The sequence below is a fragment of the Streptosporangium sp. OZ121 genome (genome assembly GCF_051918885.1).
Taxonomy (GTDB): domain Bacteria; phylum Actinomycetota; class Actinomycetes; order Streptosporangiales; family Streptosporangiaceae; genus Streptosporangium.
On the sequence record NZ_JBPXMC010000001.1, the window covers coordinates 293,499 to 307,889 of the forward strand.

Below are 14,391 nucleotides of genomic sequence, written 5' to 3' on the forward strand. Positions count from 1 at the left end.
GCCCTCCGTTCAGGCTCGCTCGACCTGCAGGCCCGCGCTGATGTTCACGCCCGCCGCGAACCGCGCTCGCAGCACGAACCCGGTACCGGGTGCGCAGTCCGGGGTGTCGCCGAGCGGGATGTCGTACAAGGCCACGCCGCCGTTGGGCGACAGCGGCCAGGAGTCGAGCACGGTCAGGACGGTCGGTTCCGTCGTCCACGACGCCGCCGCGAGGAACCCCGGGGTGATGACTCGGCCGTAGAGCTGCTGCGGAGTGACCACCGCGGCGTAAGCCATGGAGGCGGCCGGCGGGCTGGTCGCGAACGTCGCCGCGCACAGCTCGATGTCGCCGGGCACGCCGGACGCGGAGGTGCCGTACAGGCCGACCCGGATCTTCTTGAGGTCGAGGCCGAAGCTGCTCGGGGCGAGCACGCCGAGGATGCTCCGCGCCGTGTTGGCGACGAGCAGGGCCTGGGCGGGCATGAGCGCGGAATATCCAGACTTGGCCATCAGGCCGCCCGGAAGAAGCCGCTGGGGTCAACCTGGGCGACGACGTTCGAGCCGTCCGGCTTGATGGGGAAATCGTGCGAGGTCAGGGGCACGATCGCCGAGTCCGGGGAGCCGGTCGCGGGCCGGTAGCAGACCAGGACCTTCGACCAGTCCGTACCCGCCTGCACGTTGGCCCACGTCGCGTCAGGCAGGGCCAGGTCGACCCAGTCGTTCACGTCGTCGGGGACCACCACGGTCAGGTCAGCGGCCGACAGGACCTTGCGGGCGTAACCGACGTTGGTCGCCTCGTTGGTGCTGCCGGACAGGACATCGGCAAGCGTGTCCTTGTCTTCGAGAACCGCGTCGGTCTCGATACCCGTCTCGGCCAGAGCGACCAGGACCAGCGCGCTGGTCGCCGGATCACCGGTCTTGACCCGGGTGTACAGCTCGGTGGCCCTGCCCTTGCTGATGTTGAACTGGAAGTCGGGCATGTCTCTCCTCGGGTGAGGTCAGAAGAAGTGGGTGGTCTCGGCCTCACCCGCAGCCCCTCAACTGCGGGGAAGCCGAGACCACCGGTGCTCAACGCGCGGACGGAGGTCCGCGCGGAGCGACGCACCCCCAGCCCGGGGTGCGCGTCTTTAAGCAGCGAGATCCATCAGCGGCACCCAGGCGGCTTGCGTGGTGTGCAGCGCGTACCGGACGGCGTCCAGCGCGTGGTCATCGACCTTGACCGGGGCGTCGTCTCCCCGCTCGGCCTTCTTGTCGTCCCACGCGTACGAGCCGATCTCGCCCAGGAATCCCTCGCAGGAGCGGTGAACCCGCATCTGGTCGGCGGCGATGAGGTTGGAGACGGTGCGGATTCCGTCGATCACGCTGTTGTCGCCCATCGTCGGCGCGTGCCCGTCGCGGTGGAGCTGCGTGATGAAGCTCGCGGCGGACGGGTCGACAATCATCCACTCGGGGACAACTCCACGCGTACCCGGCCCGTAGGTGTCAGGCTGGTCCTCCAGCCACCGGGTGAGCCGCCTGGAGTATTCAGCGTCGGTGAGCTGTCGGCGCTCCACGCGGGAATCCCACCGGAACTCGCTCGCGAGGTAGATGCGGCGCTGCCCGAGCAGGTCGGGGACGCTGACGCCCACGAGAACCGCGTCGAAGGGGTTGACCGTCCCATAGTCGATGCCCAGACTCAGCCAGCGCTCCATGGGCGGCAGCGAGTCCACGACCATCTTGTCCGGATCCCACATGTCGTAGATCGCGCCCTCGGCGACGACCCACAAGCCCAGGATGAACCGCTTGTACCAGAGGCCCGTGTACTCCAGCTTGAGATTCGCCACGTAGAGCGGGTCCAACGCCGGGTTGTCATCCAAGGTGAAGTGCCAGTGAGCCAGGTCGAGCTCGGCGGCCCGGTCGAGGAAGTGCTTCTTCAACCAGTGCGTCGGCGAGTCCGGGTTCGTCGAGGCGAACAGCTTCGCGCCCTTGACGCTCAGGCGGGCGAGGAGTTGGTCCCAGAAAGACCGCTCGATCAGCGTCGCCTCGTCGACGTAGGCCCCGGCGCACGTCATGCCGCGCAGCCGGTTCTCCGCGCGGGCGTCGTTGGAGCTGATGATCTCCACGCGGCGGCCGAGGATGTTGGCTGTCGGCGCGCCCCTGGTGTAGAGGATGCGGCGCGACAGCGGGCCGGTGATCGCGGGATCCATCAGCGGATCGAAGATGTTTCGGGCGATCGTGTCGGCCGTCTTGCCGACGACCACCAGGGCGCCGCCCCGAGGAGCGTTCGCCACGTACATCAGCCACCTGAGCAGGGAGGCGATCGTCTTGCCCGACCGGATCGCGCCGCTCCAGATGTTCAGGCGCGCGGTCGACTCGGCGATCGAGCGTTCCTGCTTCGGCGACAGCGACACGACCTCGCCGAGGCTCATTCGTCGTCTCCGGACTCGATCTCAGAGATGATGTCGGCCTCAACGATGGTGTCGGTGTCGGGATCCGCCGGGATGTAGCGCTGCTGCAGCTGCGCCAGCATGCTGCCCAGCAGCGACGCCATGTCGGTGTCGGCGACGCCGTTGCGGTTGATCAGGTCCAGGCCCAGCAGGGCGGCCCGCCGGTTGATGGTCTTCAGCGCCGTTTCGGCTGCGCTGACGTCGCCCTTGATGACCTTCGGCCACAGCGCCGCCATGATGCGGTCGAGCCTGTCGATCTCCAGCTTGAGCAGCTGCTCGGAGGCGAGGTGTTCCTGCTTGGCCGCCTTCTGCAGCGCGCGGTCGATGTCCTTGCTGACGGCCGCCGCGCCCGAGTAGCCGAGACGTTCCGCGATGACCGTGGGAGACACACCGGCGGTTCGCATCTGTACGGCCTGGTGGCGGCGCTGGGAGATCTCGACCTGCCGCGACTTGCTGACAACCATGAGGGGAACGCCGCCCTTTCGTGTCAGGCGGCGTAGGCGCGGAGCGCCGCCATGATGATCTGGGTGGTCGTGGCCTCGCCGTCGCGGGCCCGGACCTTCCCGAGGAGGTCGGTCAGTTCGTCGTGCTCGGCAGCCGTCACCGTGAGGATCAGGTCCGCGGTGGTGCCCGCCTTCGGGCGGGGCGGCGGGGCGTCGTCCGCCCGGCCGGCGTCGTCGTGTTCCTCGTCCTCGAGGTCGTGCTCCTCGGCGGGGGGCGGCGGCGGGCCCGGCCGGCTGCTGCTCGCGGTCTCCGGTTCGGGCGCGGGCGGCGGCGCGGAGCGCCGAGGGTCTGCGGGCTCGTCGGTGACGATCTCGACGCCGCCGAGGTCGTCGAGCAGGTCGGTGAGGTCGTCGTCGGACCAGCCGGTGCCGCTCAGGTCAGGCAGGCCCTGGAGGAGGGTGGCGAGCACCTGATCGTCGTAGCCGCCGAACTCGGCCGAGCGGTTGTCGGCCAGCATGATGCGCTTGGCCTGCTCGTCGGTGACGTCGAGCAGCACGGCGGGTAGCCCGACCAGGCCTTCCTCGCGGGCGGAGCGCCAGCGGTGTTCGCCCGCGATGATCCGCATCCGGGACTGCTGGACCAGCACCACGCCGTAGAACCCGTTTTCTCGAACGGACTCTCGAATTACGTCGAGGTCGCCCTTGTGAGGGTTGTCGGGGTGCGGCTGCAGGTCGTCGACAGCGACGATGCGGTAGGTCTGGGGGACGAGCGCGGACACGGCACCTCCGGGCGAGGGCAAGATGATGTGATGGAGTCGCGTGGGCGGGCCGGGCCTTCGCCTGCACGACGGTCAGGTGCGGTCCCAAGCAGCAGGGCAAAGCCACCGTGCGAGGAGAGAAATGAGCGACGACTTCGCTGAGATCGAGGACGCCGTGGCGCGACTACGTCAGGACGGCCTGGATGATGTTCTTCGCGCGCATCGGGAGGCGGCGAAAGCGCCACCTGCGCCGCCGAGCATCATCCCGGCGCCGGAGTTCCCGTATTCGATCCCACACCCGCTCAGCGGCACCGCGCGCATCCGCTGTCCGCTCGACGGGTGTCCCTGGTATCACGACGAGAACCCGGATACGGAGCCTGTACGGCTCGTGCTGCCGCTGGATTACGCCGCAGAGGACGTGACGGCAGCGCTCACTGCGAGGGCCAACGCCCGCGGCGACGCCAGGCGTCTCCGGGTGGAGGAAGCCATCACCGCGCACTTCGCCGACGACCATCCCGACCGCTAAGGGCGGATTGCGTCGCCGTCCGCCTCCGAGCTGCCCGGCCGGTAGCCGTACCGGGCGCGCTGCTCCTCGATCCACTTCGTGATCAGCTCGCGCGCCGTCACGTCCCAGGCGCCGGCGGCCACCGACTCGTCAGGCACCGTGACCGCCGCGCTCGTCACGCCTTCGCCGTCGCGCTCTGTCGGCTTGGTGGGGATGCCGCGGTCCGCCATCCACTCCACCGACCACGACATCTTCGGGCGGCGGCCCTTCGGCCGGCCGAACCGGACCCGCTTGAGCCGGAGCCGCACCTGGTACGCCTCCCCCTCGGCGAGGTGAAGCGGGACGAGCACGGGCATGCCGACGTCCTCGTAGCTGTAGCGCTTCGGGCCGAGCAGCTGCTCCATCAGGTCGAGGCTCAGGGAGCCGTCCTGCCAGCGGGGCGTGTCCCGCGACCAGGAGTTGCTCACCGCCCAGATCTGCCAGCGGAGCCGCCAGTCGCCCAGGCCCAGGCTGATGCTCCGCGAGTCGTAGCCCTTCGGGATCAGGCGGCGCTGCAGCCAGGTGCCGAACCGCTCGGTGTGCAGGTAGATGGCGCCCAGCGGGTTGATTCGCAGGTGTGCGGACAGGGTGTGCTCTTCGCCAGCGGAGCCGACCTCCACCGCGATGGAGAACACGCCGAACGTCTTGCCGACGATCACCTCAGCGCCGACCGTGCCGCCCGGGTTGTCCGGCCACGGGCCGGGCCTCCCCTGGTCGTCGGTGTTCAGCGTGGGCTTCAAGCCCAGCGCCGAGGCGATCGAGCGCGCCACGAGGACCCTGATCAGCGGGATGTACGGGCCGGTGTACGGATCGCCGACCGCGTACTGCTCGGGGTCGGGGCTGCCCTGCGGTTCGGGCCGGACTCCGCACCGGTCGCAGCACACCCAGCGCGCGGCGTCGCCGCCCGGCCGGTGGGGGTCGTAGCCGTCGACGACGGGGCGGTGGCCACGGAGGCGACACCACAGCATGAGCCGAGGGGCGTCGCCGAGCCAGAAGGAGCGGTGCGCGAGCTGGCCCGGCTGTCGGCCGTCCTGCTTGGCGTAGTTGGTGGCGTGCCAGTACATGAGGGCTCTCCGAGGGGTGAGACGGAGGTCACTGGGAGCTGATCTCCCAGCGGGTGCGCGCGATGTTGTCGTTGCCGCTCGCCGCGCGGGGGCGGGAGGGGCAGTTCCATCCGGGCCGGGGCGGGCAGTGCGCGACGGGCCGCCAGCCGGCGGCGCGCAGGGACGCGCCGCTCTCCCCGTCCTGCGTGTAAGTGATCATGCGGACGTAGCCGAGGGCCTTCGCCGCCCGCCAGGCCGCGCCGTACAACATGCTGTTGGCGTTGCGGGTGCCGTCCGTCGCGGTCCGCGTGACCTCCAGGGTTCGGCCGTCCTGCAGCCCTCGGGCGACCGGCCGGCCAACGATGGCGACGCCTCGCAGCACCCCATCTTCGTCGGAGACCCCGAGGGAGAACTTGTGTCCCGGCGGCGGACGGTGGTGGCGGTGCTCCTGCTCAACGTGGGCGCTGGCCTGGGCGAAGGTGACGGGGACGAGGTGAAGTGCCACCGCTACCGGTTGATCCACAGGGACTCGACCGCGTGGGTCCGGGCGTCGGAGGCGGACTGCCGTACCCGGTAGTCGACGCGGCGCCAGCCAGCCAGGGCCTCGTCATACAGGGGCGAGCGGTAGCCGGACAGGACGATGCCGCCGCGGCACCGGGTGATGATGTCGAGGAGGCGGCGGTGCTCGGGCGCCTCGTCCATCTCCTTGACGTAGTGGCCGGAGCCGAAGGTGTTCCTCGTCGACCGGAGGTAAGGCGGGTCGAGGTAGAACGTCGTCTCGGGCGAGTCCATGCGGGTGATCAGCTCGAAGGCGTCGACCTGCTCGATGAACGCGTCCCGGAGGCGGGCGGCGTGCCAGCGCAGCGCCGCGCCGGCCCGCTTGGATCCGGCGGGGTTGTTGACCCTGGTCCGCGACGTCGGCCGCCGCCAGGACGCCCCGGCCTCCCCGGAACGCGACTGGCTGCACTGGATCCACCAGCGGCGCGCGCGTTCGAGGTCGGATACCGAGGTGTCGCCGAGCTTCGCCGCGGCGTGCTCGCTGCGGGCGTACGGGGTGAACTGGATGGCTCGCTGCAGCTCGCGCGGCCGGTCGCGGAGCATCCGCATGAAGGTGACGAGGTCGCCGTTGAGGTCGTTCAGGGTCTCGATCTTCGACCGGGTCTTCGCAAAAAAGACGGCGCCGGATCCGGCGAAGGGCTCGCAGTAGACCTCGTGGGCGGGGAGCAGGGAGACGATGAAGGGGGCGAGGCGGCCCTTGGCGCCGTAGTAGGAGAACGGCGGGCGTAGCACCACGGCGAGGGGCCTCCGTATTCAGTTCTGCGGAACGTCGGTAATCAGGCGCGACGCTCTGAGATCGTTTCTGAGCTGATCATCTTCTGACTGATCTAACTCATACGCGCGTGCGCGTGATCGTCCGTCAGAAACGACTACAGGGACGCGCATGCACACGCGTCCCTGTCCGGAAAACGACTCTTCGTGAAGAACGTCCGAATTCCGTGCCCGACCTACCAGACTCGGGACAGCTTGAACTGCTGGACGTCCTCGGCGTGCTCCACGGAAATCCGGCACCCGGCGCAGCCCGCGCCGCGCCTCCACGCCCCCACGGTGAGCACCCCGCAGAGGTGGAGCCAGGCGTGCGTAGCAGCAGCCACCGGGGCCTCCCTACTCGATGGCCGCCGCGACGAGCTGCGACGGGTCCCGCTCCAACATGTCCCGCGAGTGCAGGTAAATCTCGGTCGTATCGATGCTTTCGTGGCCGAGCGCTTCCTGGATCTCGCGCGGCGTCGCGCCCAGTTCCTCGGCCAGCGACGCCCAGGTGTGCCGCAGCGTGTGCGGCGTCACCTTGGCGTCGATCTTGGCCTGCCTGGCGATCCGCTGGACCAGCTCGTAGGCCTTCTCCCGGCGGAACGCCTTGCCCGAGGCGGTCGCGAACAGCGGACCGCGCAGGTCCCGCAGCTCCACGCCGGCCCGCGCCGCCCGGTCAGCCAGGTACTGGTCAACGGCGTAAGCGGTCTCCACCGGCAGCTTCCGGATCAGCGGCTTGTCGCCCTTGAGCGTGACGCTCAACGTCCGATAGCCGCGCGCGTAGCCCAGATCCGTGATCTCGGCGTCGACCGCCTCCGTGATCCGAATCCCCAGCTCGACCAGGACCCGGATCAGCGCCGCGGTGCGCAACCGGGATCCGCCGTGGTCGGCGTCGGCGGTCTCGACCATCGCGCGCGCTTCGGGCCTGGTGAGCGCCTGCGTTTCCGAGTGCTTGCGGGGGATGTTCGGCCGGTCGGCCTCGGCGAACGGGTTCGTCACCGGGATGCCGCTCTCGTTCACGTAGTCGTTCTTGATCAGGTACTTGTACCAGGCCGACGCCGTCGACATGGCCCGCGCGACCGTCTTCGGCTTCGGCGGATCTTCCTCGTCCTCTGTCGCCTGCTCGACCAGCCACCGTCCGAACAGCTCGGCGTGCCGGACCTTCATCTCCAGCGGATCCAGGCCGGTCCGCTCGCAGTAGCGGAACCACTTCCGGATGTCTCGCCGGTATGCCGCCCGGGTGTTCGGCGACTTGCGGCTCTCCAGCCACATCCCGGTGATCTCGATGACGAGGGGTGGGAGGTCGAGGGGGCGCGCGACGGTGCCGCCCGTGGGGGCGACGAGTTCGGCGGTCACTGGCTTGCCTCGTTGGCGCGAGGGTCGCTCATGTTGATCTTCTTTCGCGAGGGCAAATGATCACTCGCGAGGGTAACAGACAAAGGGGAACATAACCTGGATTATGTGCCTGTCTTAGCGATCATGAACGCATGATCAAACCGAACGCGATTCCAGCGCGCATGTGGTCAGGTAGCGATCTGATCACAAGCCGACACGCATCCATCTCGCCGCGATCGAATAGACGAGTGAACCCACGAAAACTCAATCGCATCACTTTTGGCTTGTTCGTTACCGCCACGCTCTTCTTCACTGGAAGTGCGTTGATCGCGCTCTTCGTCAAGGTCAACGGCAGGCCACCATGGGACTTAGTTGTTATTCCCCTCGTGTTCGCCGTGCCTATGACCGTCATAGCCATCTTGATGGAGAGACACAGCACGAACCAGCGCCTCACGCACGCAGAGGAAGATCCCGGCGAAGGGCTCCGTCTTCGTGTCGAGCGCGTCAACAAGGCGTTCGCCGAAGCCGCCACCCTCATGGCCGACCTGCAGCGCGACCTCACCGCTCAACAAGCCGCCCGCGAAGAACTCATCGCCCAAGCCGAAGAACAGCAGCGGCTCCTCGCCGTCGACCAGGAGCAGGCCGAGAACATCCGGCAGATTCTCGTCGGAGAGACCAAAGCCACCATCCGCGCCGAGCGACGCCGCGAGATGCTGTTTCTCGGCGCCGGCCTGCTCATGTCCGTCCCGATCGGTGTGCTCGTCAACTACATCAGCTAAGCCGCCGCGACCGCGAGCGACGCTCGCAGCTCGTCGCGGCCCTCCGGCGTGGCCGGCACCGGATCGCCCCGCCAGATACAGCCCTCGATCGTCGCGAGATCCGCGAAGTCGTACACCACCGCGGCGCCCGCCCGGGCGTCGAACCGGCGGACGTCATACCGTCGAGCCCACTGACGAATCGTCACCGCAGACCGGCCCAGCCGCGCCGCCGCCATAGTCGCCGTCACAGGGGACACAATCACCCCCGGACAACAGAAAAGCCCCCAAGCAATCAGCTTGAGGGCACACGTCTCTCCGTCGAACCGAAGTGTTACACAGCCCGTGACCAGCCGCAAGCCGAACCGCTACCCGGCCTCGTCGGCGACCAGGCCCCGCTCCTCAACCTGCGACACATGGCGTCCACACGCCGAACACACGAAGAACCCCGTCCGGGCGTCCCAGTTCAGCACCCGCTCACCGCACCGGCACCGCGCAGGCGACCACCCAGGTTCCTCGCTCAGCCGCCGCAGCCAGTTCAGCGACACGTCGACCAGGCCCACGAACTCCTCGCGCGCCAGCACCCCCGGCAGGTGATCCACCAGATACGACACCGACCGCGACCGCACATCAGCGCCCCGGCCCAACGACACCCGAGCAGGCCACCGCACCGCGCGGCGATACCCATCCTCGAACCGCAGGAGATCGCCCACCAGGTCATCCAGCATCTCCGCCACCGGCGACACCGCAGGCTTCGGCCTCGACCCCGACACCCGCGACCACTTCGTCGGCGGCCGGTGACCATCAACCTCCCTCGACGCCTTCGACGCCAGCGCGTCCACCTCCAGCAGAGCCGACCGCGTCGACCCCCGGCACAGCCCACACACCAGCGGATCACCAGGCAGCCACACCACCGAAGGCGCCACCGGCTCCGGCGGACACTCCCCCACCTCGCCGTCCACCACCCACGCGTCCACCGCATCCGCATGACGCTCCCGCGCAACCAGATGCTTCCCCCACACCTCGCGTGACCTGGCATTACACGGACCCACACACGCAACCGACACGCACACCTCCCGAGGGAACCGAAGGCCACAACACTACAAGATCATTTACTTTCGTCCAGGACCAAGACGCAGGCACCCCCTCCCCCCTGTCGGCAAGGGGGGTCGGGTCTCGCGCGAAAGCGTGGGAATCGGTGCTGATTCCCACGCTCGCGCGTTCGGTCCGCGCTACGCGCGCGGCGTGTTCCTCCGCGTCGTCGTGCGGGCCAAGATGGCGCGCGCTGTCGTGGTCACCTTCTTCACTTCCTCGCTTCTGTCCCGCTGCGCTGCGGTCCGCAGTGTGGTCAACAGGCGGAACGCGCCAGCGAGGTACTGTCGCGTCTCGGCGCTCTCCATCATCGCCGCGCGCTGCTGCAGCCGGAAGAAGTCCAGCGATGACCAGGCAATGAACACCTTGCCGTTGTCGGTCCTGTCCACGGTGACTTTCAAGACCAGGCCGCGCGACTCCAGGACCTGAAGGACGGCGGCGACGGCGGCGCGGGCGGCGTTCATCCTGTCGCGCTCGGCTGCTGCGGCTTCCGTCAGGTGAACCGAGTTGAGCGGCGCGGCGTGCAACACCTGGCCGTCATCGCGCGTCAGGTCGTACGCACCCCATGCGCAGTGACGCGCCGGACCGGTGACGGTGTACTCACCGTGGAACTCCTCGTGCATGCCCTGGTAAATGACCTGCGTTCCCTTCGGCGCGTAGGCGGTGAGGGCGTGTCGCGCTTCCGCACACAGCTTGTCGGCGTTGGCGCGGTAGTGCCCGATGACCTTGCACGGCTCGGGCTTGGTCTCGGGCTCGGGGCTGCAGCTGTCGCAGTCCTCCGTGTGCGTCTGAACGGCGCGGATCGCGTAGTAGGCGGCGTCCCTGGCAAGGGTGGCGTTGTCCCTGCTGATCATGTCGTGACCCTTCATGGCGTGGCTGTGGTGGTGGGGAGAGGGCGGGTGCCCGTGACCGTGGCCACGGGCACCCACGGGGTTACTCGGCGGGAACGGGCGGCGTCTCGCTGAGGCGGAATTCCAGCTTCGCGGCCTCCATGGCGGCGTTCACCAGGGCGAACGTGAGCAGTCCGGACGCGAGAGCATCCGCGACCACGGCCCTTACCGGGGTGTCGATCGCCAGGGCGGGAAGGTTCATCTTCTCCATGCTGCTCGCGACCGCAACGGCGTTCTTGGTGGTGGCCTTGACCTCCTCCTCACGCTGCTTCTTGGCCGCGCTGTCCTTCGCGGTCGCGCGCTTGATCGCTGCGGCGGTCTTGTCGTCCTCCGCCAACAGGCTGATCAGCTCGTTCTCGGTCGGCTCCCAGATGGCAAGGGTGGCCGTCTTCGACAGGCCCAACCACTCCAGTCCAGCGGCGTAGTTCTCAACGGCCTTCAAGCGGGGCGGCATGGCGTACTTCCCGCCGCGCTTCGTGTTGCCCTCCTTGTCGGTGGTGAGGATGGGCTCGTACGGCGTGAGGCCGTTCTCAATCGCTCCCGCCCACTCCGGGAGGGTCGGGCGGCAGTTCTCGACGGCGCTACGGATGCACAGCGCCAGGGGGCCGCTGTTGCCCGTGGTGTGTCCCTTGGCGGCCTCTCCGAGGGTGGTCAAGAGCGCTTCCATGCGCTCCGCGAAAACGGCGCTCTCGTCGATCTCGACTTCCACCGCGTCCGGGGTCTCGGTCGGCGCGTCGGTGGTCTCGGTCGGCGCGTCGGTGGTGGGGGTGGCCTCAACGGTCGGCGCGTCGGTGGTCGGCGCGTCGGTGGTCGGCGCGTCGGTCGCGTCGGTCGCCTTGGGGGTGGTGCTGGTCTTGCGGGTCGTGCTCGCCATGGTGGCGTGTCCTTTCGAGAGGTGCCCCGCCGCACGGTGCGGCGGGGCGTGGGGTCTAGCGGTCGGTGTGGGGCTTGATCACTTCGGTTGCGTCGGTCTGGTCGTCGGTAGTCGGGTCGGTGTTCTCGCTGGTCGGAGCGTGGGAATCGGAAGCGATTCCCACGGGCTTACGGCGTCGCCGGATCGCGACCACGACCGCAGCGACGGCCAACAGCAGCGCGAGGGGCACGGCCACGTACGGCGCGGCGTTCGCCACGAGATCCGTCCCCGTGAGATCGGTCGTGTCGTCGTCCGTCGCGTCGTTGCGCGGGTCCGGGCGCGTCGTGGAAGACGCGTCGGTTGCCTGCGGTCCGGCGGGTCCCTGCGGTCCGCGCGGTCCGGCGTCGCCCTGCGGTCCGGGCGGTCCGGTCGGGCCAACGGGTCCGGCGGGTCCGGCGGGTCCGCGCAGATACCGCCCCGTGGGGGTGGGTGCGGGCTTCCCTTCGGGTCCGCGCGGTCCGGTGAGTCCGCGCGGTCCGGTGGCTCCCTTGGGTCCGGTGGCACCGGTCTTTCCGGGGGTGCCGTCGGCTCCCTTGGGTCCGGCGGGTCCGGTCGGTCCGGCGGGTCCGGGGGTGCCGTTGACCCCGGCGGGTCCCTGCGGTCCGGGGGGGCCCTGCGGTCCGGCGGGTCCGGCAGGACCTTCGGGACCCTGGGGCAGGGTGGTCGGGGTAGGTCCGGCGGGTCCGGCGGGTCCCTGCGGTCCCTGGGGTCCTGCGGGTCCCTGGGGTCCGGCGGGTCCGGCGGGTCCGGGCTCGCCCTGCGGTCCCTGCGGTCCGGGTTCGATGGCGAGTGCGGCGCGGTCGGTCACGAAGGTCGCGACCCCTGGTGTCTGGAGCAGCGCGAACGCGAGCAGGGCGCCGGTAGCGCCTGCCGTGATCGTCGCTCTCGTGTCTGTGTGCATGCCGAGAAACCTATGGTCAGAGAGCCGGAAACTACATAACGGTTCTGAGCCAACTACATAACATTTCAGGAACAGCCCCGACCTGGCATTCCACGGTCCGGCGAATCGATATCGAACGCGCGTTCGATAAATCCGCACGTTCGCCACCTTGTGGATTGGCGCATCCTGGCCGACTTTCGCGCCTCCCGACCAGACAGCCAGTTCCAGCTCTCTCGAATTCACTCCAAAGCCCTGTAATCCTCTGTAAGCGTTTTCGATCATGAGGGGTAGACGAGATACCGGACACCCTCTGTTCGCGCCTCAGTGAAGCTCTCAGAGCGTTGTACGTGGTGCATGTGCCTGCGTCGTATGCGTCAGACGCATCAGAACGCGTCTGGAACGCCAAAAACCCGTCAGCGACGAGGGGATGTCTCGGGGGCTCGCTGACGGGTTTCCGTGGTGGGGTGGGGTGATCTTATGCCGCTTCTGTGTGCTTTCGTGCACGTCGGTCTCGGGTGGTGATGCGGTAGAGCCCCACCCATGGGGTGATGAAGGCGACAATGAGCAGGACGAATGGCCAGAGGGCGGCGACGAAGCCGGCCGCGTACAGCAGGATGCCCGCGATGATCGTGAGGGCTGTCATTCGGTGTCCTTTCGTGCCTTGAGGTCGGCGGCGCATCCTCTGCAGGGCATCGTCTGGTGGTGGGTGGTGCAGCGGCCGGTGGTGTTCGCCGCGGCGGTGTGCTGCTGGGGCAGGTAGGGGCGGGCGTCTTGTTGGAGTGCTCGGCGGATGTAGGCGCTGCGGTCGCGGATCTGTCCGCGTGCTTTGCCGAGGATGGTCTGCCGGACCCATGCGGCGTGGTGGCCGGTGATGGGGTCCGTCGTGAGCGAAGCGAGCAGGCGGGTGATCATTTCGTCTAGTTCATGAAAGTCATGATCATCAGTCTGGTGGCCGACCACCCCACTACCTGTAGATGACTGACTAGATGTATTTGCACTTTGGACCGGGACGGGACGGGACGGGACGGGGTTACGAACATCGTCCGAACGTTCCGCGAACGTTCGCAGGATGTTCGGGCGAACAACCGACGCGTCAGAGGCAGGCAGCAGCTCACGCGACTCCGACGTTTCCCCTGCTAGATCCTGCTGTCCACGTCGCCGAGCCCGCAGCTTCCGCATGCGTTCCCGCGCTGCTTCCCGGTCCTCGCGCACCTCCTCAGCGGTGGGGTTGTAATCATCCCAGTCATGAAAAGTAAAGCCCTTGTCAGTGCGTTCCCACAGGCCGCACTCGACCAAATCCTTCGCGAGACGCTTCGCGCCAGGCATCAGCCGAGGCAGCACAGCGTCCGGAATGAACCCCTCGGTCAGGTTCGCCGACGACCACGATCCAGCCACCACCCACAGCCCCAGGGCCGCCGCCTTGGTCTGCATGACCTTCAGGTGCGAGTGGAAAGCGTCGTCGACCTTGAACCACGGCATGTAGCCGCCTCTCCTTCGTGTCTATCAGCGGAGCCACTGAGGGAAGAGGCGTCCAGCCACCGTAAGCGGTTCCGATTCCGGCGTTCATCTCGGGCGGCGGCCCGTCAGATCGTAGATCCGCCGTTTCGCCTGGTCAGACAGCACCTCATACGCTTCCGCCACCTCCTTGAAGCGTTCCTGAGCGACCGGGTCCGGGTTCATGTCGGGGTGCAGCTCCCGGGCGAGGCGACGGTATACCCGCCTCAGGGTGACCTCGTCCACGTCCCGGTCGACGCCGAGCACCGTGTAGTAGGCGCCCGCCGGCGGCGTGGGCCTGGGTGGTCGCCGCGGCGGCGGCTTCGGCTTCGGGGGTGCTTTGCACGTCGCGACGTGCGGCATCATCAGCCGCTCGTACGGCAACAGCGGCCGGTCGTCGGTGACGCGACGCGAACGCAGCTTCCCCCGCACGTCGCGGAACACCGCCACGTTGCCGCCCGGGTCCGGGGCCAGGTTCACCGCGAACGGCACCCCGGCCTCCGTCTCCGTCCACCTGACCTTCTGCCCGCACGG

19 protein-coding genes and 1 pseudogene are annotated in these 14,391 nt (G+C 68.4%); 2 read left to right on the forward strand and 18 right to left on the reverse strand.

Going from position 1 to position 14,391, the window contains the following annotated elements; all coding sequences use genetic code 11:
• Positions 1–9 precede the first annotated feature (9 nt).
• The 5 genes from ACTOQ1_RS01395 to ACTOQ1_RS01415 form a co-directional block, all read right to left on the reverse strand.
• Entirely contained in the window at positions 10–489 is a 480-nt protein-coding gene (locus tag ACTOQ1_RS01395; protein WP_440063806.1) for a hypothetical protein, read from the reverse strand.
• A complete protein-coding gene (locus ACTOQ1_RS01400) occupies positions 489–959 on the reverse strand; it encodes a hypothetical protein (RefSeq protein WP_440063807.1) in 471 nt (156 codons plus the stop codon). The genes ACTOQ1_RS01395 and ACTOQ1_RS01400 overlap by 1 nt, the downstream gene beginning before the upstream one ends.
• 147 nt (positions 960–1,106) lie before the next feature.
• Positions 1,107–2,387, reverse strand: coding sequence for a PBSX family phage terminase large subunit (locus tag ACTOQ1_RS01405; RefSeq protein ID WP_440063809.1), 1,281 nt, complete (start codon positions 2,385–2,387; stop codon positions 1,107–1,109).
• Positions 2,384–2,869, reverse strand: a complete 486-nt coding sequence (locus ACTOQ1_RS01410) for a hypothetical protein (protein WP_440063811.1) — start codon at positions 2,867–2,869, stop codon at positions 2,384–2,386. The genes ACTOQ1_RS01405 and ACTOQ1_RS01410 overlap by 4 nt, the downstream gene beginning before the upstream one ends.
• A 23-nt stretch (positions 2,870–2,892) precedes the next feature.
• Entirely contained in the window at positions 2,893–3,627 is a 735-nt protein-coding gene (locus ACTOQ1_RS01415) for a ParB/RepB/Spo0J family partition protein (RefSeq protein ID WP_440063812.1), read from the reverse strand.
• A 121-nt stretch (positions 3,628–3,748) separates the two neighbouring features.
• Here ACTOQ1_RS01415 and ACTOQ1_RS01420 point away from each other — a divergent pair, with 121 nt between their 5' ends.
• Positions 3,749–4,132 carry a hypothetical protein gene (locus tag ACTOQ1_RS01420; RefSeq protein WP_440063813.1) on the forward strand — a complete coding sequence of 128 codons (384 nt, stop codon included), beginning with the start codon at positions 3,749–3,751 and terminating at the stop codon, positions 4,130–4,132.
• Here ACTOQ1_RS01420 and ACTOQ1_RS01425 read toward each other — a convergent pair.
• The 5 genes from ACTOQ1_RS01425 to ACTOQ1_RS01445 form a co-directional block, all read right to left on the reverse strand.
• A complete protein-coding gene (locus tag ACTOQ1_RS01425) occupies positions 4,129–5,214 on the reverse strand; it encodes a hypothetical protein (RefSeq protein ID WP_440063814.1) in 1,086 nt (361 codons plus the stop codon). The genes ACTOQ1_RS01420 and ACTOQ1_RS01425 overlap by 4 nt on opposite strands.
• 28 nt (positions 5,215–5,242) lie before the next feature.
• The gene (locus ACTOQ1_RS01430) at positions 5,243–5,698 is read right to left on the reverse strand and encodes an XF1762 family protein (RefSeq protein ID WP_440063815.1); all 456 of its coding nucleotides are present in this window, start codon (positions 5,696–5,698) and stop codon (positions 5,243–5,245) included.
• Between the two features lie 2 nt (positions 5,699–5,700).
• Positions 5,701–6,486: a DNA adenine methylase gene (locus ACTOQ1_RS01435; RefSeq protein WP_440063816.1), complete on the reverse strand. Its 786-nt coding sequence runs from the start codon at positions 6,484–6,486 to the stop codon at positions 5,701–5,703.
• 212 nt (positions 6,487–6,698) lie between these two features.
• The gene (locus ACTOQ1_RS01440; RefSeq protein ID WP_440063817.1) at positions 6,699–6,845 is read right to left on the reverse strand and encodes a hypothetical protein; all 147 of its coding nucleotides are present in this window, start codon (positions 6,843–6,845) and stop codon (positions 6,699–6,701) included.
• A gap of 10 nt (positions 6,846–6,855) precedes the next feature.
• A complete protein-coding gene (locus ACTOQ1_RS01445) occupies positions 6,856–7,854 on the reverse strand; it encodes a tyrosine-type recombinase/integrase (RefSeq protein ID WP_440063818.1) in 999 nt (332 codons plus the stop codon).
• A 131-nt stretch (positions 7,855–7,985) separates the two neighbouring features.
• Here ACTOQ1_RS01445 and ACTOQ1_RS01450 point away from each other — a divergent pair, with 131 nt between their 5' ends.
• Positions 7,986–8,612, forward strand: coding sequence for a hypothetical protein (locus ACTOQ1_RS01450; protein ID WP_440063819.1), 627 nt, complete (start codon positions 7,986–7,988; stop codon positions 8,610–8,612).
• On the opposite strand, the gene ACTOQ1_RS01455 is transcribed toward ACTOQ1_RS01450, so the two are convergent.
• The 8 genes and pseudogenes from ACTOQ1_RS01455 to ACTOQ1_RS01490 form a co-directional block, all read right to left on the reverse strand.
• Positions 8,609–8,839 carry a hypothetical protein gene (locus tag ACTOQ1_RS01455; protein WP_440063820.1) on the reverse strand — a complete coding sequence of 77 codons (231 nt, stop codon included), beginning with the start codon at positions 8,837–8,839 and terminating at the stop codon, positions 8,609–8,611. The genes ACTOQ1_RS01450 and ACTOQ1_RS01455 overlap by 4 nt on opposite strands.
• 117 nt (positions 8,840–8,956) lie before the next feature.
• Complete coding sequence (locus ACTOQ1_RS01460; RefSeq protein ID WP_440063821.1) at positions 8,957–9,565, reverse strand: hypothetical protein; 609 nt, start codon at positions 9,563–9,565, stop codon at positions 8,957–8,959.
• 255 nt (positions 9,566–9,820) lie between these two features.
• Entirely contained in the window at positions 9,821–10,534 is a 714-nt protein-coding gene (locus tag ACTOQ1_RS01465; RefSeq protein WP_440063823.1) for a hypothetical protein, read from the reverse strand.
• 79 nt (positions 10,535–10,613) lie between these two features.
• Positions 10,614–11,444 carry a hypothetical protein gene (locus ACTOQ1_RS01470; RefSeq protein ID WP_440063824.1) on the reverse strand — a complete coding sequence of 277 codons (831 nt, stop codon included), beginning with the start codon at positions 11,442–11,444 and terminating at the stop codon, positions 10,614–10,616.
• A 55-nt stretch (positions 11,445–11,499) separates the two neighbouring features.
• On the reverse strand, positions 11,500–11,700 hold the full coding sequence (locus ACTOQ1_RS01475) for a hypothetical protein (protein WP_440063825.1): 201 nt from the start codon (positions 11,698–11,700) through the stop codon (positions 11,500–11,502).
• 1,138 nt (positions 11,701–12,838) lie between these two features.
• Positions 12,839–13,006, reverse strand: coding sequence for a hypothetical protein (locus ACTOQ1_RS01480; protein WP_440063826.1), 168 nt, complete (start codon positions 13,004–13,006; stop codon positions 12,839–12,841).
• Positions 13,003–13,842 carry a hypothetical protein gene (locus ACTOQ1_RS01485; protein WP_440063828.1) on the reverse strand — a complete coding sequence of 280 codons (840 nt, stop codon included), beginning with the start codon at positions 13,840–13,842 and terminating at the stop codon, positions 13,003–13,005. The genes ACTOQ1_RS01480 and ACTOQ1_RS01485 overlap by 4 nt, the downstream gene beginning before the upstream one ends.
• A gap of 105 nt (positions 13,843–13,947) precedes the next feature.
• Positions 13,948–14,124 (reverse strand): annotated as a pseudogene (locus ACTOQ1_RS01490) (DnaJ domain-containing protein); the annotation flags it as partial.
• Between the last annotated feature and the right edge of the window lie 267 nt (positions 14,125–14,391).

Bases quoted from the DNA above. Each gene is read 5' to 3' on its own strand.
- ACTOQ1_RS01425 (WP_440063814.1), bottom strand. From the start codon at position 5,214: ATGTACTGGCACGCCACCAACTACGCCAAGCAGGACGGCCGACAGCCG.
- ACTOQ1_RS01480 (WP_440063826.1), bottom strand. From the start codon at position 13,006: ATGACAGCCCTCACGATCATCGCGGGCATCCTGCTGTACGCGGCCGGC.
- ACTOQ1_RS01395 (WP_440063806.1), bottom strand. From the start codon at position 489: ATGGCCAAGTCTGGATATTCCGCGCTCATGCCCGCCCAGGCCCTGCTC.
- ACTOQ1_RS01405 (WP_440063809.1), bottom strand. From the start codon at position 2,387: ATGAGCCTCGGCGAGGTCGTGTCGCTGTCGCCGAAGCAGGAACGCTCG.
- ACTOQ1_RS01485 (WP_440063828.1), bottom strand. From the start codon at position 13,842: ATGCCGTGGTTCAAGGTCGACGACGCTTTCCACTCGCACCTGAAGGTC.
- ACTOQ1_RS01410 (WP_440063811.1), bottom strand. From the start codon at position 2,869: ATGGTTGTCAGCAAGTCGCGGCAGGTCGAGATCTCCCAGCGCCGCCAC.
- ACTOQ1_RS01450 (WP_440063819.1), top strand. From the start codon at position 7,986: ATGATCAAACCGAACGCGATTCCAGCGCGCATGTGGTCAGGTAGCGAT.
- ACTOQ1_RS01400 (WP_440063807.1), bottom strand. From the start codon at position 959: ATGCCCGACTTCCAGTTCAACATCAGCAAGGGCAGGGCCACCGAGCTG.
- ACTOQ1_RS01420 (WP_440063813.1), top strand. From the start codon at position 3,749: ATGAGCGACGACTTCGCTGAGATCGAGGACGCCGTGGCGCGACTACGT.
- ACTOQ1_RS01470 (WP_440063824.1), bottom strand. From the start codon at position 11,444: ATGGCGAGCACGACCCGCAAGACCAGCACCACCCCCAAGGCGACCGAC.
- ACTOQ1_RS01465 (WP_440063823.1), bottom strand. From the start codon at position 10,534: ATGATCAGCAGGGACAACGCCACCCTTGCCAGGGACGCCGCCTACTAC.